At 48.8% G+C, this 22,745-nt stretch carries 16 protein-coding genes; all 16 read right to left on the bottom strand.

The annotated features are described in order from the left end of the window. Positions 1–12 precede the first annotated feature (12 nt). Positions 13–1,293 (bottom strand): O-acetylhomoserine aminocarboxypropyltransferase/cysteine synthase family protein, encoded by a 1,281-nt coding sequence (locus P159_RS0106740; RefSeq protein ID WP_029542652.1) that lies wholly within the window; start codon positions 1,291–1,293, stop codon positions 13–15. Between the two features lie 183 nt (positions 1,294–1,476). Next, positions 1,477–2,511: a sulfate ABC transporter substrate-binding protein gene (locus P159_RS0106735; RefSeq protein WP_029542650.1), complete on the bottom strand. Its 1,035-nt coding sequence runs from the start codon at positions 2,509–2,511 to the stop codon at positions 1,477–1,479. Positions 2,512–2,672: 161 nt separating this feature from the next. Continuing rightward, a complete protein-coding gene (locus tag P159_RS0106730; RefSeq protein WP_051650204.1) occupies positions 2,673–3,647 on the bottom strand; it encodes a cache domain-containing protein in 975 nt (324 codons plus the stop codon). A gap of 499 nt (positions 3,648–4,146) precedes the next feature. Continuing rightward, positions 4,147–4,467 carry a YezD family protein gene (locus P159_RS0106725; RefSeq protein WP_029542646.1) on the bottom strand — a complete coding sequence of 107 codons (321 nt, stop codon included), beginning with the start codon at positions 4,465–4,467 and terminating at the stop codon, positions 4,147–4,149. Positions 4,468–4,491: 24 nt separating this feature from the next. After that, a complete protein-coding gene (locus P159_RS0106720) occupies positions 4,492–5,112 on the bottom strand; it encodes a peptidase C39 (protein ID WP_029542644.1) in 621 nt (206 codons plus the stop codon). Between the two features lie 21 nt (positions 5,113–5,133). Further along, positions 5,134–6,324, bottom strand: coding sequence for an ATP-grasp domain-containing protein (locus P159_RS0106715; RefSeq protein ID WP_029542642.1), 1,191 nt, complete (start codon positions 6,322–6,324; stop codon positions 5,134–5,136). Then, positions 6,324–7,091 carry an alpha/beta fold hydrolase gene (locus P159_RS0106710; protein WP_185753662.1) on the bottom strand — a complete coding sequence of 256 codons (768 nt, stop codon included), beginning with the start codon at positions 7,089–7,091 and terminating at the stop codon, positions 6,324–6,326. The genes P159_RS0106715 and P159_RS0106710 overlap by 1 nt, the downstream gene beginning before the upstream one ends. Before the next feature lie 558 nt (positions 7,092–7,649). Beyond that, positions 7,650–8,678 carry a PDDEXK nuclease domain-containing protein gene (locus P159_RS0106705; protein WP_029542638.1) on the bottom strand — a complete coding sequence of 343 codons (1,029 nt, stop codon included), beginning with the start codon at positions 8,676–8,678 and terminating at the stop codon, positions 7,650–7,652. 61 nt (positions 8,679–8,739) lie between these two features. Continuing rightward, entirely contained in the window at positions 8,740–9,675 is a 936-nt protein-coding gene (locus tag P159_RS0106700; protein WP_029542637.1) for a hypothetical protein, read from the bottom strand. A gap of 108 nt (positions 9,676–9,783) precedes the next feature. Beyond that, positions 9,784–13,398 carry a DEAD/DEAH box helicase family protein gene (locus tag P159_RS0106695; RefSeq protein WP_029542634.1) on the bottom strand — a complete coding sequence of 1,205 codons (3,615 nt, stop codon included), beginning with the start codon at positions 13,396–13,398 and terminating at the stop codon, positions 9,784–9,786. Between the two features lie 46 nt (positions 13,399–13,444). Then, on the bottom strand, positions 13,445–14,566 hold the full coding sequence (locus tag P159_RS18515) for a restriction endonuclease subunit S (RefSeq protein ID WP_051650203.1): 1,122 nt from the start codon (positions 14,564–14,566) through the stop codon (positions 13,445–13,447). A gap of 1 nt (position 14,567) precedes the next feature. Further along, the gene (locus tag P159_RS0106685; protein WP_029542631.1) at positions 14,568–16,055 is read right to left on the bottom strand and encodes a class I SAM-dependent DNA methyltransferase; all 1,488 of its coding nucleotides are present in this window, start codon (positions 16,053–16,055) and stop codon (positions 14,568–14,570) included. 16 nt (positions 16,056–16,071) lie between these two features. After that, positions 16,072–17,628, bottom strand: a complete 1,557-nt coding sequence (locus P159_RS0106680) for an N-6 DNA methylase (RefSeq protein WP_185753652.1) — start codon at positions 17,626–17,628, stop codon at positions 16,072–16,074. A 656-nt stretch (positions 17,629–18,284) separates the two neighbouring features. Then, positions 18,285–19,538 carry a dicarboxylate/amino acid:cation symporter gene (locus P159_RS0106675; protein WP_029542628.1) on the bottom strand — a complete coding sequence of 418 codons (1,254 nt, stop codon included), beginning with the start codon at positions 19,536–19,538 and terminating at the stop codon, positions 18,285–18,287. 253 nt (positions 19,539–19,791) lie between these two features. After that, positions 19,792–21,156 carry a nitrogenase component 1 gene (locus tag P159_RS0106670; RefSeq protein WP_029542626.1) on the bottom strand — a complete coding sequence of 455 codons (1,365 nt, stop codon included), beginning with the start codon at positions 21,154–21,156 and terminating at the stop codon, positions 19,792–19,794. Beyond that, positions 21,149–22,735, bottom strand: coding sequence for a nitrogenase component 1 (locus P159_RS0106665; protein ID WP_037377002.1), 1,587 nt, complete (start codon positions 22,733–22,735; stop codon positions 21,149–21,151). Before P159_RS0106665 ends, P159_RS0106670 begins: the two co-directional genes overlap by 8 nt. Positions 22,736–22,745 lie beyond the last annotated feature (10 nt).

Raw genomic sequence — 22,745 nt, 5'->3', positions numbered from 1 at the left:
TACGCCTCCTCTTTAGACGGCTGCAAAGCCGTTCTCCAGGTCTGCGATGATGTCGTCGATATGCTCTGTGCCGATGGACAGGCGGATGGTGCTCTGGCTGATGCCCTGGTCGGCCAGTTCCTCATCGGTGAGCTGGCTGTGGGTGGTGGAAGCCGGATGGATTACCAGGCTCTTGACGTCAGCCACATTGGCCAGCAGGGAGAAGATCTTCAGGTTGTCGATGAACTTCCAGGCTGCTTCTTTGCCTCCCTTGATTTCAAAGGTGAAGATGGAAGCGCCGCCATTGGGGAAGTACTTCTCATAGAGGGCATGGTCCGGATGGTCCGGCAGGGAAGGATGGTTCACCTTGGCTACCTTGGGGTGCCTCTCCAGGAACTCTACCACCTTCTTGGTATTCTCCGCATGGCGCTCCAGGCGCAGGGAGAGAGTTTCTACGCCCTGCAGGAGCAGGAAGGCGTTGAAGGGGGAGATAGCCCCTCCCAGGTCACGCAGCAGGATGGCCCGCACATAAGTCACAAAGGCAGCAGGGCCGGCCACATCGGCGAAGGAAACGCCGTGATAGCTGGGATTCGGCTCGGCAATGCCGGGGTATTTGCCACTCTTCTTCCAGTCGAAGGTGCCGCCGTCCACGATAACACCGCCCAGCGTAGTGCCATGGCCGCCGATGAACTTGGTAGCGGAGTGTACCACGATGTCTGCACCGTGCTCGATGGGACGGATGAGGTACGGGGTACCGAAAGTGTTGTCAATCACCAGGGGCAGGCCGTGCTTGTGAGCGATTTCTGCGATAGCGTCAATGTTGGGAATATCGCTGTTGGGGTTGCCCAAAGTTTCCAGATAGATGGCGCGGGTGTTTTCCTTGATGGCTCCCTCAACCTCAGCCAGGTTATGTGCATCCACGAAAGTGGCTTCTACGCCGAAATCCGTCAGGGTGTGGGCCAGGAGGTTGTAAGTTCCGCCGTAGATGGTCTTCTGGGCTACGATGTGACCGCCCTTGGCAGCCAGAGCCTGAATGGTGTAAGTGATGGCAGCCGCGCCAGAGGCTACGGCCAGAGCTGCGGTGCCCCCCTCCAAAGCTGCAATGCGCTTTTCCAACACATCCTGGGTGCTGTTGGTCAGTCTGCCGTAAATGTTGCCTGCATCTTTCAAGTCAAAGCGGTCAGCGGCGTGCTGGCTATTGCGGAAAACGTAGGAAGTAGTCTGGTAAATAGGAACCGCACGGGCATCAGTTGCCGGATCCGGCTGTTCCTGTCCTACGTGAAGCTGCAAGGTTTCAAATTTGTACTGGCTCATAGTAAAATCCCCTTTCATTCTGCAAAAAGAGACTCCAAAAGCGCTCCCTTCGATAGGGTCTTGCTTCTGGAGCCTCCAATTTTTTTGGTCAGCTCATCTTAAATTGTAAGAAGATGTCAGTTATCTCTGACATGCCCTTATGTTACACTATTACACCCTGTATGTCAATAGGTTTTTATCATTTTATCTGCGATAAATCTGGTCAAAGGTGCCGCCGCTGGCAAAGTGCTTTTCATAAGCCTTATCCCAGCCGCCAAAAGCCTCGTCCACCGTGACGAGATTCAGCTCCGGGAAATTCGACTTGTATTTGGCAAAAACCTGCATATTGCGGGGACGGTAGAAATTCTTCGCAGCAATCTCCTGACCGGGCAGGGAATACAGGTATTGGATATACTCCTCTGCTATCTCCCGGGTGCCCTTCTTGTCAACTACAGCATCCACCACCGCCACGCTGGGCTCTGCCAGGATGGAGACAGAAGGCCTCACGATTTCAAAATCTGGATAGGCGTTCACCGCTGCCAGGGCCTCATTTTCCCAGTCAATGAGCACATCCCCCTTGCCCAGGTCTATGAAAGTCTTGGTGGCGCCGCGGGCGCCGTCATCCAGGGACACCACATTTTTGTAGAGTTCCCGCATAAAATCCTTGATCCTGCCTTCATCGCCTTCACTCTTCCAGCTGGCGTACTCCCAGGCCGCCAGATAACTCCAACGGGCAGCGCCGGAGGTCTTGGGGTTCGGCGTGACGATTTCCACGCCAGGCCAGATCAGATCGTCCCAGTCCCGGATGTTCTGGGGATTCCCCTTCCTCACCAAAAACACGATGGTAGAGGTGTAGGGGGCTGAGTTATCCGGGAACTTCTTGCTCCAGTCCTTGTCAATCAGCCCCGCCCTGGCTATCTCATCTACATCATAAGCCAGAGCCAGAGTCACCACATCAGCTTTCGTGCCGCCAATGACAGAACGGGCCTGCATGCTTGAGCCGGCATTGGAGTGATTGAAATCCACCTCCTGCCCCGTCTGCTGCTTCCATCTCTCACCAAAAACATGATCAAACTCGGCGTACAGCTCGCGGGTAGGGTCGTAAGAAACATTCAGGAACTCCGCCTTCGCCCTTGAACTGCCCTTGTCAGAGGTCTGTTCTCCTATACAGCCAGAGAAAAGCCCCGCCGCTGCAAAGATTCCCAAGGCAACCCCTGCCTTCAGCCACCATTTCACCATCAGCACCCCCAGTAAAGACTTTCTTGTTTACTTCTAGGAAACAGGTCATCTTTCCTGCCGGGACGCGGCACAAGCAAGAGAAAATATGCTCAGCCACCAAATGCCCTACAGTCCCGTAGTCGGAGTACAACACAATCATGTAGCTGCATTTTTCCACAATTTTATTGGGGGCGCAGTATTTGAGCTACTGCTATCTTGATGAGTATGATCATCGCCAGAGAAAGAACGGCTAAAGTGACGGCCACCCTTATGCTCTGCCTTTGCCAGTCAGCATCCAGTTCCTCCACCGGGACAGCCAGATTCAGGCGCAGGCCGTTACTTAGTTCGAACCAGACAGCCTCCTTTTCCACCCCTTCATAGGTGTAATGGACGAACTTGCTATTACTCAGGATGCCGTTGGGCACTGCAGGCTTCTCGTCCAAAGTGGCTATATCCATCTTAGGGTGGTAGACGAGTTTTCCTTCTTCATCATTGATAAAGGCATAGCCTTTGTCGTACAACCTTATGCTGCCGACTATATTCGCCATTTCAGAGTAATCTATCTCTATGCCGATGACCCCTACAAATTGCCCCTGATAATACACAGGCACGTTGTAGGAAATCACTTCCGCCCCCAGATTTTCTGTTATATAAGGCGGCAGCCATACAGCCTTGCCGATATTCTTGGGTACAGTGAACCACACCAATTTAGAAGTATCCCTGGTATCATAGAGGGAAATATCCGTCACCTCGTGCTCCCTTACCCCTTCCGGACCGCGCACATACCAAAAGCCCTTGACCGTACGGGAGACTTCGGGATCTATGCGATAATAATAAGTCAAGATACTGCTGGTCTTGCTGGACATTTTATTGAAAATGTCCCTGACCCGGATGAGATGGGCCTGAAGTTTCGCATCATCCAGACCGTCCAAATCTGATTGCACAAAGGTCGAAACCATGAACACCGACTGCTCCACGCTTTTGAGTTCATTGTCCAGTTTCTCCTGCCCCGTCTTGCACTCCAAGAGCATCAGCTTGTGCGCATCCCTACTGACCGTCTCTCTCAAGGTGATTGCACTCATAGCACCAGCGGCCCCCGCAACCACAAGTAAGGCACACACCAGCAATGCTATCAACTTTGATTTAACAGAAAGCATACCAGCACCTCCCATAATAATTCTGCTGAGCAGTGGATAAAATCAGCTACTCCGTATCTATAACTCGGAAGAAGATGTCCCCCACCTCTATAGATGGGGGTGGCGAATATCATAACAGGCGGTGAGCACATATCTCCCGCCTCGTTGAAAGGCCAAGAGGAAGCTTTGTCTATCGACAAAGCTGGAACAATGGCCTTATAAAAAAATATGAACAGGACAACATTTCAGCCGACAGCCGAAACGTTGTCCTGTTCATAGTAAATAGGCACAGATATTCCGTTTATTGATGATTGACGATTGTCCAGTCTGCATGCAATGATGTGCACGGGGGGGGGGGCAATAAATGCTATGGAGCAAAGCGACTCTATGTATTTATCCATAAATCGTTCCTCCCCATCATATAAGTAATTTTTAAGAATTATATATTTTAGTTCGCCATGAAAAACCAAAAACCTCCCATGCATTAAAAAAATAACGCACGAGAGGTTATCCAATCATGTCAGATCCCGTCTCCGTCCATAAACCGCTGCTTCTCCAGACGGTCAAAATGAGTAATCGTGCCCTGCTTCACCACGATAGCCAGGCGGCCGTAGTAAAGGCTGGCCAGCTCACGCTTGATGGTGGCCCGCAGGTTCTTTTCCGTCTCTGAGGTCCAGGGGTGGGGCTTAGTAAGGCCTGTCCAGGGATGTACCCGCATCTTCTCCGTGCGCTCCACCTGGATGAGGACGCCGTTCTGGGCAATGAGAACCACTTCCCCGAAGTAAAGCTCACGCAGGAGCTCCATAATATAGCTCAAGACTTCTGCAGGTACATCTTTCATATTCTTCTCCCCTAAATCAGAAATTCAAATGAAATACTCAATGGTGCGCTCAGGTGTGCGCTTGGTGCGGGTGTCGAAGATGAGCACCGCCTCCCTTTCCTCCACCGCCCCCAGGGCGTAGGGCAGCTCACCTGCCCGGTTGAAGCAGCTGACGGGCACAATGCGGTTGTACTCCCTGGGATGCTGAAAGTCGCACTCAATGCCCTCCCCGAAGGGCAATTCCTCCATATAGTAGGGGTCAAAAAGGAAAATCCTCTCTCCTTCTTTCCCTGTGAGCAGCACATAGTGCTCGCCATCCATATAGAGGCGCATGACCACCGCACCTCCCCGGCAGAGGGCATCGTCTATGAGGCTTTCGCTGCCCAGATAAACCGACCTGCCGGAGAGATAATGGCACTCGATGGGCAGGAGCCCTGCCTTCCCCACCCCGCAGAGCCAGCGGGAGAGGAACATCATGGCCATGCGGGAGGTGCCGCTCTTGCCCATGACTCCCCCCTTGCCATAGCAGTCCAGGGAGTAAAGCATGATGTTCCTGAGAATTTCCGGCTGCACTTCCTCCCGCTCAAAGAGATATGATATACCATTGAGCAAGGAAGTGGGGCCGCAGTCGTATTCGGAAACCTGGTAACGCAGGGGATTTTTCATAGGCGACTCACCTCAACAATTTCAGACCTGTTCCTGCACGAAGCGGATGAACTCCATGGTGGCCTCGTAATCCGGCACCCTGGCTGTATACATCTGGTTGCCCATCTGGGGCACCATCATCTCCGGCATGCGCTCGCACATGACGATGGCCTCGCCGTAGCGCTCCAGGATTTCCTCATGGCTGTGGGCATAGTTGTGGCAGTCACGGCGGCTGGCGTAGACGCAGTAGCAATGCTCGCCGCTGTCCGGCAGCTTCCTCACGTTATCCGTCACCATATCCGCCCAAATCTGGTACACATCTGTTGAGTGGGCGAAGTCAATCATATCCGGCGTGTAGCCGCCAGCCGGACGCATGTTGACCTCCAGACCCACGAAGTCACCTACCTCACCCAGGCCCTGCTTGGCCTGGGTCAGGCGGAAGAATTCCAGATGCACGAAGCGGCTCCTTACATCAAAGGCCTTCACCGTGGCCCGGCCCACCCCCTTGAGTTCCACTGGTGCATGGGCTGCCGTATAATAGGAAAGATCCAACTGCTTCAGCACGATATCCATAACAGAAGGAGGCCAGACCGTCATGGATTCCAGCAGGGGCTTGGAGTCCGCGTCAATGATGGCGTCATAGGAGCAGATATCCCCGGTGACAAATTCCTCCATCACATAGGGCACCGGCAGGTTCTTGGCAAAGAACTCCTGCAGGTCCTCCTCCTTTTCCAGCTTGAAGGTATCGCAGGCCCCCACCCCCACATCGGGCTTCACGATGACAGGGTAGCCTACCAGCTCGATGAACTGACGGGCCGACTCATAATCCGTAATCTTGTGGAGACGGGCCGTAGGCACACCGGCCCTGGCATAGAACTCCTTCATGGCAGACTTGTTCTTGATATGGCCCACCTCATCATACTGATAGCCGGTGGTCACGTGGAAATCCGTGCGCAAGCGGGCATCCTGCTCCAGCCAGAACTCGTTGTTTGACTCAATCCAGTCAATCTTGCCGTATTTGAAGGCAAAGAAAGCCACCGCCCGGTACATCTGGTCGTAATCCGACAGGTCTGGCACAAAGTAGTATTCCGTCAGGGCCTCCTGAAGCCTTTCGTCCAGCTCATCATAGGGGCAGTCACCAATGCCCAGCACATTCACGCCATTCTTGTGGAGGCGGTCGCAGAAATTCCAATAATGCTTGGGAAAATGGGGAGAAATAAATACAAAATTCATCAGCAGTTAGCCTCCAATTCTTTTTCACCCAGCAGATAGGGCAGGTAGTAGAGAATCTGCTCCTTCCACCAGTACCAGTCATGGTTCACATCATGGCCCCAGAAATCCACCCAGGCCCTGATGCCCTTGGCCTGGAAGATATCCCTCATAATGGCGGTAGTGCGCCGGCCCTCATCTTCCCAGGCCCCCTGGCCCACGCAGAGAATAAGGGGCTTTTCACTGTACTGCTGGATATAGGGATGGTCACTCTGCATATTGGGCAGAAAATCCACCGGGGAGTTTTCATAGAGAGTGCCATCCAGCCAGCCATCAAAGAAGAACTTGGCATCATAGACACCGGACAGGGAGAGAATGCCGGAAAAGAGCTCAGGACGGCGCAGGAAGAGAATGGCTGCATGGAAGCCCCCCAGGCTGCAGCCTGTCACGATGGGCAGGATGCCCGTGCCATTCCGCTCAGCGATAAAGGGCAGCACTTCTTCCACAACATAATTGTAATAAGACTCCTGACGTCCAGCCCGCCAGCCCTTGTCTCCCCAGACGTTGGACCAGGTGGCCGCATCCACGGTATCCACACAGAAAAGCTGTATCTTGCCACTCTCTATATAACCGCTCAGGGTATCGATCATGCCGAAGTTCTCGAAATTATCGCTCATGGCATCCTGGGTAGGGAACACCAGCACCGGCGTCCCCTTCTCCCCATAAATGCGAATGCTCATATGATGCTCCAGGCGTGTGCTGTACCAGCTGATTTCTTCTCTAAACATAATTCTCATCCCCTTATTATCATAATTATCTCTTATTTACCATATAACCTACCGTTTAGGTATGTTTTATATATTACTGTAAAAGTGTAAAGTTGTCAAAGGAAAAACTAATTGAGAATACATCCCTATTACATCCCCTAGAAAGCTGTAAATATTGACGTGCTTCTTCCTATCTCTTACAATATAGATATTGAACAGGTGAGCCGACACCACAAAAATCCCACAGAAAAGCTAGACATACGGGCTAGTAGTCGGGGAGCGACGGTAAAACTCCACATAAATGCTGAACATACGGATCAGCAGTCGGGGGATGACGATAAAATCGGCAAAGAACGGGGCTGTTGCATGAGTGTTCTAACACTTATGCAACAGCCCCGTTGCTTTCAAACCTTGACGGCAGCTCCCCTAAGACATTTTCTACGAGTTATAAGGCCATTGTTCCAGCTTTGTCGATAGACAAAGCTTCCTCTTGGCCTTTCAACGAGGCGGGAGATATGCGCTCCCGCCTGTTATGATATTCGCCACCCCCACCTATAGAGGTGGGGGACATCTTCTTCCGAGTTATAAACTTTGCTGATTTTTTGGCTTCCCAATGCGATTCTTAATATCCTCAATAGATGGCAGCTGCTGGCGGAATTTCTCCGGGATTTCATCTGTTATCCTGTATTCGCTGACACCAATAGGTTTGTTGATGTCCCGCAAGGCATATTCGGCAATCAAGTCATTCTTGCTCTTGCACAGAAGCAAGCCGATAGTGGGAGCGTCCTGCTCTGTCTTCAGGATATTGTCTACCGCTGTCAGATAGAAGTTCAGCTTGCCAGCGTACTCCGGCTTGAAGTCTCCTGTCTTTAGCTCGATGACCACATAGCAACGCAGCTTCAAGTTGTAGAAGAGCAAATCCAGGTAGAAATCTTCGCCACCTACATTCAGGTGGTACTGATTGCCCAGGAATGCAAAACCAGCCCCCAGCTCTAGCAACAGATTAGTCACTTCAGCTACCATGGCATTCTCTATATCTCGTTCCAGCATATCCTCTTTGAAGGGTATAAAGTCAAAGATATAGGGGTCTTTCATCATCTGGGTGGCCAGTTCACTCTGCGGTGCCGGAAGCCTATTTTCAAAATTACTGATTTTACCAGCAGTGGCCTGTCTGGCATACAAATTGCTCTCTATCTGATGAACCAGCACATTGCGTGACCAGCCACTTTCAGCACACTGCTTTAGGTACCATGTGCGTTCTTCTGCCATAACCACCTTATCCAGTATGACCACATTATGGCCCCAGGGAATTTGTGCAACAACCTGTTGCACAAATTCCTTATCCGGATAAGATTCGGCAAATTTGGCCATATATTTGAGATTTCTTACAGAGTAACCCTTGGCATCAGGATATTCCAGTCGAAGGTCAAGGGATAGATTCTCAATGAACTTATTTCCCCAGACTTTATGCTTATTAATGACATGCCCAATGTGATAGTACAGCAATATCAATCCAGTATTGACCTTTAATGTTGCCTGATACTGTGCTTTTTTGATTGTAGCCTTGATTTCATGTATAGTGTCTAAATACTCAGCCTGATTTATTAACATTTCCATACTCCATAACATAATTTAATCTCACTTAACCATAACGCTTTATATCCCATTATCATTATGCATGTTTATGGTGGAGAGGCCTTTTATTGACAACCCTTTTCACTTGAAATTTTCTCTGTTTTTCTATATTGTATTTCCTCACCCAATCCAAATCTGCTTCCCATTTAGAAACAGACATGAACATATTTTTTCTGCTCATCGCATTGTTTATAAAAAAATGCAAGTAATTTATAATTTGCGTCTTATCTAATATGCCTCTATCTATGATGTTCTTTAGTATTAGCCTTCTTTCTGCATTCCCATAGTTTTTGGCTTGTCCAACACTATATCCCATGATATTTAATATAGAATTAGATGAGAGTTCGCCATAAGAACTATTTGTATTTTCTATTACTCCTTCAAAGATGAAATCACCTAATAATGCTCCATGTTTGTCACGATAATAGACATATTCGTCATAATCAATAAAATATATGCTACATGATTTGCAGTAATTAACATTTATATTGATTAATTTCCCAAAGACATTTCTTACTTTTCCTGTGGCAGATATTACATTATGTTTCCTTCTGATACAAATATTGTTTCCTTTGCAGATATACAACGTAGTATCATCAAAATTTACACTTCCATTATACTTTTGGATATGTTTAATCATAAAGTCATCACTTGGAATATTATCATATTCTGCAGTGTCGATTGAAGCGATATCACTGTTAGGATATGCAACATATGTGCTTTCTGGAAAATATTTTAATATAAGCTCCTCTCTTTTTCTAAAAATATATCTTTTTATGCGTCCTGGTATATCAACAGATACATGATAGCCATTTATTACATCTATGTATGTTCCATTTTCTATGGCATAGTCTATAATTTCTGCGAGTTCTTGTGCATCTACTCTTTTGTAATTATATCTACTTGTGGCTTTATCACCTATGGACGATATAGTTAATTCGATTAAGTGCCTTTTCTCAATTTCATTATACATTATTATATTTCACCCAAATCTACTGTATAGTTTAGAGATATTTCTTAGGAGAATGCAATGAATAAGAGAGATTTTTTCATTCACTCTTATTCATTGCCAATTCCATATTCAAGCTATATCAATTGCATTATTAGTAATTTCCCGCACCTTGTCCATTATATCCATTATATCGTCTTCACTGTCTTGGCTACCGCCGAACAAATCAATGACATCACCGAACTTATTGAACGGCTCTCTTCCAAGGCTATCCTGAAGATTATCTATATAGCCATTCTTGACAATATAATCTATGACGGTTCGCAGGAAATCCATCTGCTTGGTGTTCAGGCGATTGGACTGCAAGAACTTGCTGAACAGGCTCTCTACTGTCTGAGTATCAACCCCAACGATTTTCCTGACCATCTTCTGGACGGGCAAATCATGGTAGACCTTGCGGTAATCCTCCTCTGTGCCGAGTTCCTGCCACAAGATACGTTCCAGCTCCTTCAGCTCCACAGTGGTCAGCTTCAGGTTGGTATGCAGCTTATGAACGGCCAGTTGGTCTTTATGTTCCCGCAGGTAGCTTTCTGCCTTCTCCTTGTAGGATTCCGATACCACCACTGGCTCTATATGGGGAGCAGGCTTCCCTGCCAATTCATCATCGGTGAAATTGGTATAGTAAATGGGCTGTTCTTCCACCTCGATATATTTGACAATATCCCGCAGCTTGCGGCGGGCTGCTTCGATACGCCCCAAGGGAATATCTTCCCAGAACGCTTCCGTAGCCACCCTGTCGATGTAGGGCCTAACTGCCCTGACCTCTGGTATATTGTTGTATCTAGGAGATTGGAGCTTTTTCACAGTTTTGATCACCGAGCCCACATGGAAGGCAGAATTCTTTTGTAGCAAGGAATCCAATAACACCGCCAACATAAGATGGTCAAAACGTCGTGTTGCCAATGCGTCGTTATCCGTGTTACCCATCAGCGGAGAAATTTCCTTCCTTACCTCATTGGCCTCATCTTTGGTTAGGCTGGCCAAGACACCAATATCCTGATACTTGCTTACAACCTTTTGCCGCATCTTAACCCGATAGCTTTCGAAGTTCAGACCAGAAATCCCTTTGTACAGGTCGGAAACAAATCGCCTGTAAACATTTTGTTCGTCAGGTTCGGATTCTACTGTATATTCCCCGTTCTTGTCCTCTGCGGCAATCCATTCTTCAAAAGATGTTCCCTCGGTTGTAGAGATGTCCTTTACTTTGCCGGATTCATGCAGAATGCTTACAACGTCAGCCTTCAACGCAAATATCCGGGAACTGATGGATGGGGTAGCCCCCGGCTCGCTCCCACGGTTCTCTGGCATGCTGAAGAAGGCAAAATTCCCGCCCCAGTCAAAGATACGGAACTTTTCCTTGTCCTTCCCTTTGCCAAGCAAATCCTTGCACTTGCGTGTGCCGCGACCAATCATCTGCCAGAACTTGCTGTAGGACTGCACGACCTTAAAGAAAACAAGGTTGACAATAGGCGGAATATCTATACCCGTGTCCAGCTTATCTACCGAAACAGCAATCTGTGGCATCTTCTCTGGAGTACCAAATTCCAGTATCAGGTCATCAGCGTATGGGATGCGATAATCAATAATTTGGATAAAGCTATCGCCATATTCAGGGTATAGCTTATGGAATCTCTCCACTATGGCCTCAGCATGGGTATGATTCTTGGCGAAGATGATGGTCTTTCCCAGCTTGTCCTCGTCCTCCACATATATGCCGTCTGACATTAGCCGCTGCAAAACCTTATCTATAGTGGGAGCATTAAACACGGTCTTGTTGAACAAATCCGGGCGTATGTCTTTTTTATTGGTATTAGTACCGTCATCATCTTCGTCGCCAAAGGTACGTTCGTATTCTTCCTTATCCTCAGGGGACAACTCGTTATACTTCAGCCCCTCCGTCAGCAGCCTGGTACTACAATCCACCGCCTCATAATCCACCAGATAGCCCTGCTCCACAGCGTCCCTGTAGTCATAGTTATCAGTGGGCTCCCCTTGTGGTAAATCAAAAAAGCCATACGTATCATGGTCCATATCTGCCTTAGGCGTAGCCGTAAGCCCCAGAAGCATTGCATCAAAATAAGCAAATATATCCTGATACTTGTTATAGATGCTTCGATGGCTCTCATCCAAGATAATAAGGTCAAAGTAACCCGGTGTGAATAGGCGGCTGCCGTCGTCCTTGCGTCGGCTGTCAATGGAATTCAGCATGGTGGGATAAGTAGAGAAGATAATTCGGCTGTTTTCCGGGTTCTCCGCCATCTCACTTTTCTTGTCCTTATTTGCCAGCACCAGATTGCACAAGGGATAAGTATTGCCGAAAATGTCAGTATAACTGCTCTTTCCCTGCCGTACCAGTGGATTACGGTCAGCCAAGAACAAAATGCGGTACGCCCAATCAGAACGGAGCATAATATCCGAAATACCGGCAGACACACGGGTCTTGCCCGTTCCTGTGGCCTGCACAATTAGGAATTTCCGAATCTTTTTGTCGGCAGCCTCTGCCACCGACTGTATGGCGTGAAGCTGGTATGGCCTACCTGCTATCTCATTTTTCGGATTTACCGACGTAAGGGGCTGACGGTTCCGCTGACGCATACGACGCCGCAGCTCCTCTGGGGTGAAAAATCCCGATACTTTCCGGCGTGGATAGCCGGAAAGGTCATCAAGATAGCGGAACTCGTAGCCATTGGACAGTAAGATAATCGGTCTTCTCCCATACTGCTTTTCCAGACAGTCAGCATATAGTCTGGCCTGTACGCTGCCATCTTCAACGCTCACGCTGGTACGTTTTGCTTCCACCACAGCTAAAGGCACATGGGCATCGTCGTAGAGTACATAATCACAGTAACCATTACCCTTAGGGCTGCGTTCACTGATGGGCATACCCTGCACAGGCACTTCTACTTCCATATTCTTGCCAAAGTGCCAGCCAACCTCTGCCAATGCTTCATCTATCAGGTACTTGCGGGTTTCTGCCTCAGTGGCCTTATCCAGACTATAACGCCGCTGGCTCTTATTCTGGCTCTTTTGCTGAGCCAGTTCCCGGCGAAGGGCCTCTATCTCAGCATCCTTATCTGACAGTTCTTGGCTTTGTTTTTTCAGCTTTGTTTGAATCTTGGCCAGTTCCTTCTCTTGCTGGAGCATATTATCAGCCGTCTTGGCCATTTTACGCTCCAAAGCAGCTAGTTTTTGCTGCTCTGTATGACTCAGCTCTGAAACACTGTCTGGATTCGGCACCAATGATTCATCAAAAGTACGCTGCTCGGCATAGTCATCATCCTCACCATAGAGATAGTCCACCCAGTTGCCGACTTGCAAAAGCTGCTTCAGAGCCAGCATTCCCTCTGCCTTGGTAGCCTCCCCTGTATGCACAGCCTTATTGCCGATTTTGGTAATGGCCCACATCTGCTCATATACATCATGGTCAGTCACTTCGGCCTTAAAATCTCTGTCCTTTAACAAATCAGACAGCTTGGGGTTATATTCCTTGCCATTATCGCCATATATAACAGGCTGACGAATGCCCATAATATTGTAGAGCCATTTTACCGTAACTTCCAGTGCAGCCCGTGCTTGGGTAGCAGCCAGCATAGGTGATATGCTCATAGCTCGCTCGGCCTGAAGCATAAGGGGAGCGAAGGTTTTGAAGTTGTTTTCCTTTTGCAGGAATGAAAAATTTGAACCCATAACCAATCCTCCTCTCCTTATAGTCAATATGTACTATATTCGATTGTCAGCCGAAATACTCCTGCAACAAAGAGTTCCGCAGCTCCTGAAGGTTATCCATTGACTTCTGGATGGTCAATTTCGATTTGTAGGCGAGTTCGACAAACTTCGCAAACTTCTCTTGAAGTTCAAGGGGGGGCACCATTACAGACAAGTTGCTAAGAATTTGCAGGTTGATGTTCTTTTGGGCACTTTGCGGAGCTTGTTCCTCAAGTATTTTCTGGAAGAAGGAAAACCAATAGTGCATATACATCTGATTGGTTCTGCTGCCAGAGATAAAGCCAACAACACTATCAGGGAAACAAGCATCAAATGTAAGTATGCCTGTTTGAGCGATATTAGCAGCAATAGTTATACACAATGTACCTTTAGACCACATACGACTCTGTTTCAAACCTATCTCAGAATAAGTTGACGAGTAATCATTGATGTAGGTGTCGGCGTTAGAAACATCGCCTGTCTGCACTAATGGATATGGGCCACCTAACAATTCGGGGGCATTTCTTGGACGATGTTTTGATACACCACGATTTAGCTCACCAAGATTCTTTAATATATCTGTTTCCCAGTTCATGTCATTAGTCACTGGGTCACCAAACATCTCGATAAACCGTGATTTGACAAGCAAATCAAAATCCGCTAACATTGCGTCACATTCGGCAATAGCTTCATCAACTTTACCTATTTTTTCAGCAATAACCCTTTGTTCTTTTAGGTCATATATGGGAATTGGTAATTTGTCAAACGTGCCCCTGGTCAGGTGCTTCATGGTAGAGCCATGAGCATGCTGCAAGGACTTTTTCAGTACATAGCCTGTAACATACTTAAAGTACTGTTTATCAACCTCCCCCTTATCGAACACAACCTTGAAAATATGCTGATTTAACCACGCATCTTCTTTCTCCCATTCAAATACTCCAATGCTTGCTGACCAAGAAATGAGCACATCACCTTTTTTTACTAAATACTTCTCCTTAACTTCCCCATCATAATAATTATATTCTTTCCCGGTATCAGTCAAATTCTGTATACGGATAATTGGCAACCCCTTCGTACCCCAATCAATCGGCTTGAAAGCATAACCGTTAATATAGGTTGCCATATCGCCCAAACATATTGTCTTTCTCATATTAAAGTTTCTCCTGTATATCCGCAATTATTTCTCCGAGCCTTACATAATGCTCTTGAACACTTGCCATTATTTCTTTAGCTGGTTTATATTCAATCGGCTTGTAATCTATTTCCCTGTACTTATTTACTGTCAAATCATAATTATTTTGACGAATTTCCTCTACAGGTACAAAGAAACTCTTTTCCTTACGTGTCCTGTTTTCCTCCCCATCTAAATTATGCCACCTTGCCAAAATATCAGGAATATCATTTTCTTCCACTTCTGTCCGCCTCACATCAAGAGATAAGCCATCTGCTTCCATGTTGTAAAACCAAACCTTATCTGTACCGCCATGACCAGTTTTGGTAAACAACAATATAGCCGTTGCCACTCCAGAATAAGGCTGAAAGATGCCACTAGGCATAGAAATGACCGCCTCAAGCCTATTGTCATCAATAATAGCCTTGCGTATCTGCAAATAATCCCTGTTAGTGCTAAATGTTACCCCTGCTGGTACAATTACCACAGCCCTGCCTCCAACAGCCAAACTCCGCAGGAACCAAGCCAGGAACAGTAGCTCTGTATGCTTTGATTTGGTAATCTTCAGCAGTTCTGGATTCACCTGAGCGTTATCCAGTGTTCCCTTGAAGGGAGGATTTGCAAGGACAAGCGTATACTTTTCCTTATCCTCATCCACATTTTCCGTGTTATCATCATCTTTGCTCACTCCAAGGCTGTCCTTGTAAGTAATATTAGCACTTTCTAAGCTATGCAGCATCATGTTCATGGCACCAATGCCTAGCATAGTGGTATCATTGTCGAAACCATTGAACATTTCATGGTTATAGTGACGCAGGAATTCTTCATCATAGAATGATTCCTTGAATTTAGCATGCATATACTCCGAGGCAGCAACTAGGAATCCTGCAGTGCCCATAGCCGGGTCTACGATAATATCAGTAGGCTGAGGATTCGCCATAGCCACCATCATCTTGATAATCTGCCTTGGTGTACGGAATTGGCCGTTTATCCCGGAAGACCCCATCTTGGAGAGCATATACTCGTAGAGGTCTCCTTTGCTGTCCTCGTCATTTAGTTCCAGTTCGTTAATGTCCTGCATAATTTTTTCAAAGGCTAGAGCAGTGGGTATCCTGAACTTCGCATCCTTCATATAACGAGCGTAAGCAGATTTTTCGTCATCATTAAGAGTCATAAGCCATGGAAAAACCTTCTCTTGGAATAGTTTAAACCGTTCTTCTGTGTTGCTCATATCCATCAACTTATGCCAACGATAATTCTGTTCTTCTTCTGTAATAAAAATCTTTGGTACATAGGTCTCACCTGTCAGACGAGCCCGTTTCTCTCGCCTAGTTTCCTGTTCATCTAGCTGACGCAGGAAAATTAAATAGTTGAAATTCTCAATGACATCAGTTGTAGTAGCGACACCATTGCTGTGGAAATCAAGCCAAATCTTATCAACCTTACTTCTCTGCTCTGTAGTAATCATTATATTATCTCCTTCCTCAACCATTCATCAATACAGACATCTTGTCCAGGACAGCCTTTTCTTGCTCCCGGAGCTGCTTCAACTCTTTGGACAGTTCCTCATACTGCCTAACCATTTCCATCTGCTTGTCCATAGGTATCACTGGAATCTCAATATCGGCCAAATCCCTACGAGAGAGCATATTGAGTGTCATGCCCTTGGAAAAAGCATCAAGAGCCTGCTTGCCCCGTTCGCTGTTCAGGAACAGCATGGCATAAACAGGATTAACCTTTTGGGGGTCGAACCGCAAATAGTACAGGTTGCCATTAGCCAAAACCTTCGTGCCCGTCTCAGGCATAACAGCTACCTTGAATGGTGCCGTCCGAGAGATTAGCAGATCTCCGGCCTTCAGCAGGAATTTCTGATTCTTCTCGTCTATCTCCTTCAGATACGGCAGATTATCTGCCACCTCATTATTCTCAATATGCTTGAGCATGATGTACTGATACTCTGTGGGCTCGTCGCTGACCCACTCTTCAAGCTGTGATGATTTTATATTACCACCACGGCCAAGCTCAGCCAACTCCCCCAGTTTTCTGGGGTTTTCAAGGGCAGACAATTCATCCCGGGAATATGCAGACGGCATCCACGTATAATCATTTTGCTCCATCTGTCCCAAATCAACAATTCTATTGTGTTCAGAATCAGACTTCTGCTCGTACCATGATACAATCTGGTCAATTTCTTCCCTGCTCAGCTTAGTACGGCCTTTCGTCCTCATGCCCATTTCACTGGCATCTACCATATTGACCTGCTTGTTGTCCTCACTAAACACCAGCAGATTAACCTTGATGTTAGTCCCAGCCAAAATACCAGCCGGAAGCGCTATAACAGCCTCAAGACAGCCTTCATCCGTCAGTTGTTTCCGAAGCGATATATCACGACCTACAGAAAACAGCATACCATCAGGAACTACCACTACAGTCTTGCCACCCTCCCGCTGGCTGCAAAGAGCCGAAAGAGTATATTCCCAATCCAGTCGCTGAGAAGGGCGCCTCCTTCCCAATCTTTCTTTCAAGCGGGGATAAAGCTTTTCGGAAGCTCCAACCTGTCTTAAACCGAAGGGAAAATGAGAAAACACTTTATTTCCCTCAAGCTCATGATAGTCTTCTTCTAATACGTTCCCCTGCTCTACCTTAAAGGAAGTACCAGAAATAAAAGCACGGATATTGGCAACCACTTGATTATCTTTGTTAAGTTCGATACCTATGGCCCTAGCCACACTTCTCTCTGCTGTAGCTACAGACAAAAATCCTCCTATGCCTGCACAAGGCTCAAGCAGCGTATCTTCTGGCTGCAAGTCCAAAATCTTTGTAGCAATCATCGACACATCATACGATGTCCCCATCCCAAAATCATTTCGACTAAACTCCGCAGGGTCAAAATACAATGCTAGAGCTTTTAGTTCCTTCTGACCTGCCGCATTACTGAACTCTTTGAGGATATCCCAATTTCTGCCACAGAAGTCCAGCAATCTAGCCTTAGTCGCATAGTCCTTCACGCTAACATCAACACACTTTTGCAGTTCTTCCACAGAGTCTATATCCTTCTCCCTAGTAATATATGCCATGGCTCCCAATATAATGTAATCAGCGATCTGTCCCAGTTCCTTGCCATGTCGGATAGCAATGTGACGTCCCATAGCTGCCACGTGTACGGTATCCACATCTGCTAAACTGTTAAACTTCTCTACTACCATAATAACTGCACGCTCCTTTTATTTGCTGCATACTACATATGTTTTTACCTGTGTTGCTCGCAACATTTATCCTACGGTTATTATTATACATACAACCTGCTTTCTTGTCAAATGTTATTTGCAACATTTTAATATATTTTTTGTTGTATCCAACATTTATAATAAAATACCTGTTTAATGACCTTGTAACGGCCTATCAAACAGGTACTCACCATCTCATATATAATGTTGGAGAAAACTTACACATACAGCTTTACTCAATACTCAGCCATGTCAGACACAACGTACAAACTACCTTTATACTCCGTCTGACTATCCTCTAGCTGAATGCTACCCGTCAGCTCCTCTATAAACATGCCATTATCACTTCACTAATTGAACTACTTCAATTATACTTCAACACAACTTCAATATAACTTCAACATAAAACATATCAAAAACGGGGGCTGTTGCATGTGCTCTAACACTTGCAACAGCCCCGCTTCTATTATTTAAGCTCTCTGCTCGTCCCCGTACACATCTTCAACCTGTGTATCCGCGTCTTCCTCGTACATGTCTTCCAGCCTGGCCACTGCCAAAGTGGAGACCACGTCGCCGGTTACGTTCAGGGCGGTGTGGATCATGTCGATGGGCCTGAAGATGCCCACAATCATGCCCATGATGGCGGCGGGCAGGCCCATGGTGCCCAGGAGCATCACCGTCAGCACGATGCCGCTGTTGGGGATGCCCGGGGTACCAATGGAAATCAGGGTGGTCATGAAGATGAAGGCCGCCTGCTGATAAAGGGTCAGGTCCACTCCGTAAATCTGGGACACGAACAGCACCGTCACCGCATAGTAGGCGGCAATGCCGTTCATGTTGATGGTTGCCCCCAAAGGCAGGGTGAAGGAGGCCAGCTCATGCTTGACCCGGAATTCCTGCTCCACCACCCGCAGGGTCACCGGCAGGGTGCCGGAGCTGGAGGTGGTGCTGAAGGCCACCCACCAGATTTCCGAAACCTTGCGGAAGAAATCCGCCAGAGGAATCCTGGCAATGCCCTTGATGATGAAGAGATACAGGAAAATGACAATGGAAGCGGCCGCCATGTAATGGGTCAGGATGAATTTCCCCATGATGCCGAAAACAGCCAGGCCGTAAGCCCCGGTGCTGCAGGCAGCCAGGGCGCAGACGCCGTAGGGGGTGGTCTTCATCACCAGGTCGGTGATCTTGAACATGACCTGGGCGCCCTCATCAATGACCTTCTTGATATGGGAGGCCTTGTCCCCCAGGATGGTCAGGGCAACACCCACGAAGACTGCAAAGACAATGGTCTGCATCAGGTCGCCCTTGGCCAGGGCCTCCACGGGATTGGAGGGCACCATGCCCAGGATGGCCGCCCCTACGGAAAGGGGCTCTGCCGCCTTGACGGCTTCCCCGGTTTCCACGATGCTCTCAACGCCGAAGCCACGCCCCGGCTGCATGAGATGGGATACTGCCAGGCCCAGGACAGTGGAAAGGATGGTGGTCACCACATAGAAGCCCAGAACCTTGCCCCCGATGCGCTTGAGCTTCGCCACATCACCGATGCTGGCAATGCCGCTGATAATGGAGAAAAAAATCAATGGCATCACAATCATCTGAATCAGTTTCAGAAAGAGGTCGCCTACAGGCTGCAGGAAGAGAATCCCCTCCTGAAAAATCAGCCCCAGGACAGCGCCGATGCCAAAGCCCAGGAAGACCTTGGCGCTCATGGAAAGTTTTTTCATGCTTATCCCCCTTGCTTTCAATGTCTGGCCGTCTTGCAATCCCACGCCAGCCAGCATGTACTAATGTGTTCTCCTAAACAACACCGCTTAATATTACAACATTACAACTGTCATGTCAACCGAACGTCATGTCATGGAGATAAAGAAAGTTCCCAAGGAGAACAGGCATGAAGCTGCCTGTCCTCCTTGGGGATAGATATATATGTATTTAGGAGAGCCAAAATCAATCAGGGTGTGTATAAAACACACCATATCAAGCCGATTTGCTGATAGCTGTGGTAAAGATTGTTTCTAAAAGCGTCAACGCACCCCTATAGCCTATATATGTCTTGTTCAGCACCACATCGTAAGACACAGGGTAGCTGACCTCCACTATATGGCCCTTGAGTTCTTTGACGATGTCACGCTCCCAGCTGGTGCCGAAGATGACCGGGGGCTTGTGGCCGTAGTCCTGCTCTTTCAGCAGCCTGCCTACGATGTAGCCGTCTTCCACAAATTCCACTTCGGCGGCCACATCTTCGGCCAGGTGCTTGTACTGCTCCCTGATGGCCTCGTAGTATTTCTCCGGGGTGTGGTCGGTGATGATCTGCTTCGCCGGAATCAGGCCCAGCTGGTTCACCAGGAACTTGTTCAGGGCCAGATTGTAGGCCGCATCGCTGACCACCGAATAGGCTGCGGGCAGGCCCCACCAGTATTCGGCGTAGAAATCTGTGAAGTGCTCCAGATAGTAGTAATACTCCTTTTCCTCCTGCTTGATGAAGCTCTCGGTCTGCACCTCGTTTTCCTTGGCGAAGGAAGCGATGGCCCGCAGGAACTCGGCTGCCTGCTTGGCGCCGATGGGCAGCACCGGCAGATGGAGGTAGGGTTGGTCGTACTTCTTTTCTAACAGCTTCGCCGTCTTAAGGCCCAGCCAGGGGCCTACCACCAGATTGAATTCCGCATTGGGAATAGTGAGCCATTCCTTCACTCCTTGGCAGCCGTGACCGAAGAGGATATTCACCTGCCAGCCTGCACCTTCCAGAATGCGCTTCAGTTCCGTCAGGTCCCCACGCCAGAAGGTGTTCTGGAAGGGCAGCTCTGACCAGACATTGATGAGGCCTTTTTTCTTTTCGCCTTTCCTGGCGTACTTGTCCACATACTGCTCTATAATGGCCTCGGTGACTATCTCATGGCCCGTGAAGTTGTTGCCCTTGAAGCCGCCTGTTTCGGCTGACACAATGGGCACGCCCTTTTCCTGATAGCGGGCCACCACAGCGCCAATGTCATCACCCACAATCTCGGGGATACAGCCATTGAGCACTACGAAAAGGTCGGCATCCATAATCTTCAGGGAAGCCTCTATGAGCTGGTCAAGGTGCTTCGCCCCGCCGAAAACCACGTCCTTCTCCTGCAGGTTGGAGCTGGGAGGCACGGCGCCGCCGGAGTAGCCGCCCCCCTGGTAGCCATTGTAGAAAACAAGGCTGGTATACTGCTTGTCCACGCAGCCAGGGCCGCAGTGGGTGATGGGGATAGCCCCCGGAATGGCACTGACCGAATGCAGGGCACCTAAAGCGCAGCCGTAGCGCACCTGGCTGATGGAATTGGTCTGGCCGTTTTCATTTTTCTTGATCTTAGGCATTGGCTGCCTCCTTTCTCTCCTGCTCCGCCCGATACTCTTTCTCGTCAAAGGCCGCCAGTTCCGGATGCTTGGCAAGAATGTAGGCGTCCTTCTGCTCCAGCCACCACTTCTTGTAAGGCAGTTTCACATGCTGCTTGATATCATCATGGAACTTCTTGTGAGCCAGAATCTCAAGGATGGTTTCTCCCAGATTCACAATGCCGTCATAGCCGATGGCAATATGCTCATCCCCCAGCGGCGCAGCGGGAATCCCCAGACGGGAGGCCAGCGGTGCCAGGCCGTTGTGGCGGATCAGCAGGAAGTCTGGCTGATTCTCCTGCAGGAAGGCATAAAGCTGGTATTGCTGGCGGTTGGACACGTGGAAATTCTTCACCTGGCCGTAATGCTCATTGAGGTGGCCCAGAGAATCTTCCCGGGCATCGCCGCTGTCGTAAACCGGGTCATGATGGAAGGTCAGAGAACCCTCCACTTCCACCTCCAGTTCACGCAAAACCTGAATCAGGCCGTGAGCGTAGGCAGAGCCGGTGGCCACAAAGCCCTTGACTCCCTTGAGCTTTTTCTTCAGCTCCTCAATCTTGGGCTTCACCCTGGCGTGCTCCCTGGCAATAAAGTCTTCCACCAAGTGCTCACGATGGGTGACCCTGGCCAGCTCACGGAGCCAGGCATCAGTGCCCGCAAAGCCATAGGGCATGGGGGCCTTCACCTCCGGCACGCCAAAGTGCTGTTCCAGGGCTGCCGCCATATAGGAAGACAGGGTATAGCAGAAGCCCACGGTGGCAGCGGCCTCAGACATCTGGGCCAAATCCTCTACGGAAGCCAGGTCCACCACATAGTTGACCCTGAGGTTCAGATTGGCCAGCAAAGGGGTGAAGACATCGGAACCCCAGAGGTTGATGACATTCACCAAATCCTCCTGCTTCTTCTGGGGATTCCTGCGCACAATCTGTCGCAGGATGCCGTGCTGGGTGGCATCAAAGCCCGTGCTCCAATGCTTGGAGCGGAAGCCCTCGCAGGCCAGGGGAATTACGGGAATGTCCAGCTCCGCCTCCTTCTCGTCCGTAATGCTCTCGATGTCCTCACCGATGATGCCCGTGGCGCAGGAAGAAGCCACGAAGATAGCCTGCGGCTTGTAGCGCTCCCAGGCGTCATCAATGGACTGACGCAGTTTGTCAGCCGCACCGAAGACCATGTCGCTTTCCAACAGGTTGGTATTGATGATGCGGATATTCTCTACCTCAAAGCCCCGCATGGCCAGTCCGTTGCGATAGATGTTGTTGTAGGGCACCTGGCCGCCACCGCAACCGATGGGAGCGTGCTGTATTAGCACCGCGTCCCGCACATTGCCCGCCTGGCATTCAACCATCTGCTCGCTGCACACCGACCCCTGGGTGAAAGGCCCCTGCAGCTCGCACAGGCGGCAGTTCCCCCCGCAGCCCGTGCCCCTGTCCCGCTGGCCCCTCACTTCATAATTTGAAGCCTTATGCAAATCCTCCGTGGTGCCGTCCCAGGCGATAATGGTGCCCAGGCGTTGCTCACGCTGCTCCACGGAGGCAATATCCAGGTTTATTTTTTTGGCCATAAACTCTCCC

This window comes from Selenomonas sp. AB3002, from assembly GCF_000702545.1.
In the GTDB taxonomy this organism is placed as follows: Bacteria; Bacillota; Negativicutes; order Selenomonadales; family Selenomonadaceae; genus Selenomonas_B; species Selenomonas_B ruminantium_A.
Note: the sequence above shows the minus strand (reverse complement) of the source record. Positions and strands in the feature narration are given on the sequence as shown.

Excerpts from the sequence above, each read along its gene's own strand:
- P159_RS0106725 (WP_029542646.1), bottom strand. The coding sequence starts at position 4,467 with ATGAAAGATGTACCTGCAGAAGTCTTGAGCTATATTATGGAGCTCCTG.
- P159_RS0106675 (WP_029542628.1), bottom strand. The coding sequence starts at position 19,538 with ATGAAAAAACTTTCCATGAGCGCCAAGGTCTTCCTGGGCTTTGGCATC.
- P159_RS0106740 (WP_029542652.1), bottom strand. The coding sequence starts at position 1,293 with ATGAGCCAGTACAAATTTGAAACCTTGCAGCTTCACGTAGGACAGGAA.
- P159_RS0106700 (WP_029542637.1), bottom strand. The coding sequence starts at position 9,675 with ATGTATAATGAAATTGAGAAAAGGCACTTAATCGAATTAACTATATCG.
- P159_RS0106670 (WP_029542626.1), bottom strand. The coding sequence starts at position 21,156 with ATGCCTAAGATCAAGAAAAATGAAAACGGCCAGACCAATTCCATCAGC.
- P159_RS0106730 (WP_051650204.1), bottom strand. The coding sequence starts at position 3,647 with ATGCTTTCTGTTAAATCAAAGTTGATAGCATTGCTGGTGTGTGCCTTA.
- P159_RS0106720 (WP_029542644.1), bottom strand. The coding sequence starts at position 5,112 with ATGAAAAATCCCCTGCGTTACCAGGTTTCCGAATACGACTGCGGCCCC.
- P159_RS0106695 (WP_029542634.1), bottom strand. The coding sequence starts at position 13,398 with ATGGGTTCAAATTTTTCATTCCTGCAAAAGGAAAACAACTTCAAAACC.
- P159_RS18515 (WP_051650203.1), bottom strand. The coding sequence starts at position 14,566 with ATGAGAAAGACAATATGTTTGGGCGATATGGCAACCTATATTAACGGT.
- P159_RS0106735 (WP_029542650.1), bottom strand. The coding sequence starts at position 2,511 with ATGGTGAAATGGTGGCTGAAGGCAGGGGTTGCCTTGGGAATCTTTGCA.
- P159_RS0106715 (WP_029542642.1), bottom strand. The coding sequence starts at position 6,324 with ATGAATTTTGTATTTATTTCTCCCCATTTTCCCAAGCATTATTGGAAT.
- P159_RS0106705 (WP_029542638.1), bottom strand. The coding sequence starts at position 8,678 with ATGTTAATAAATCAGGCTGAGTATTTAGACACTATACATGAAATCAAG.
- P159_RS0106665 (WP_037377002.1), bottom strand. The coding sequence starts at position 22,735 with ATGGCCAAAAAAATAAACCTGGATATTGCCTCCGTGGAGCAGCGTGAG.
- P159_RS0106685 (WP_029542631.1), bottom strand. The coding sequence starts at position 16,055 with ATGATTACTACAGAGCAGAGAAGTAAGGTTGATAAGATTTGGCTTGAT.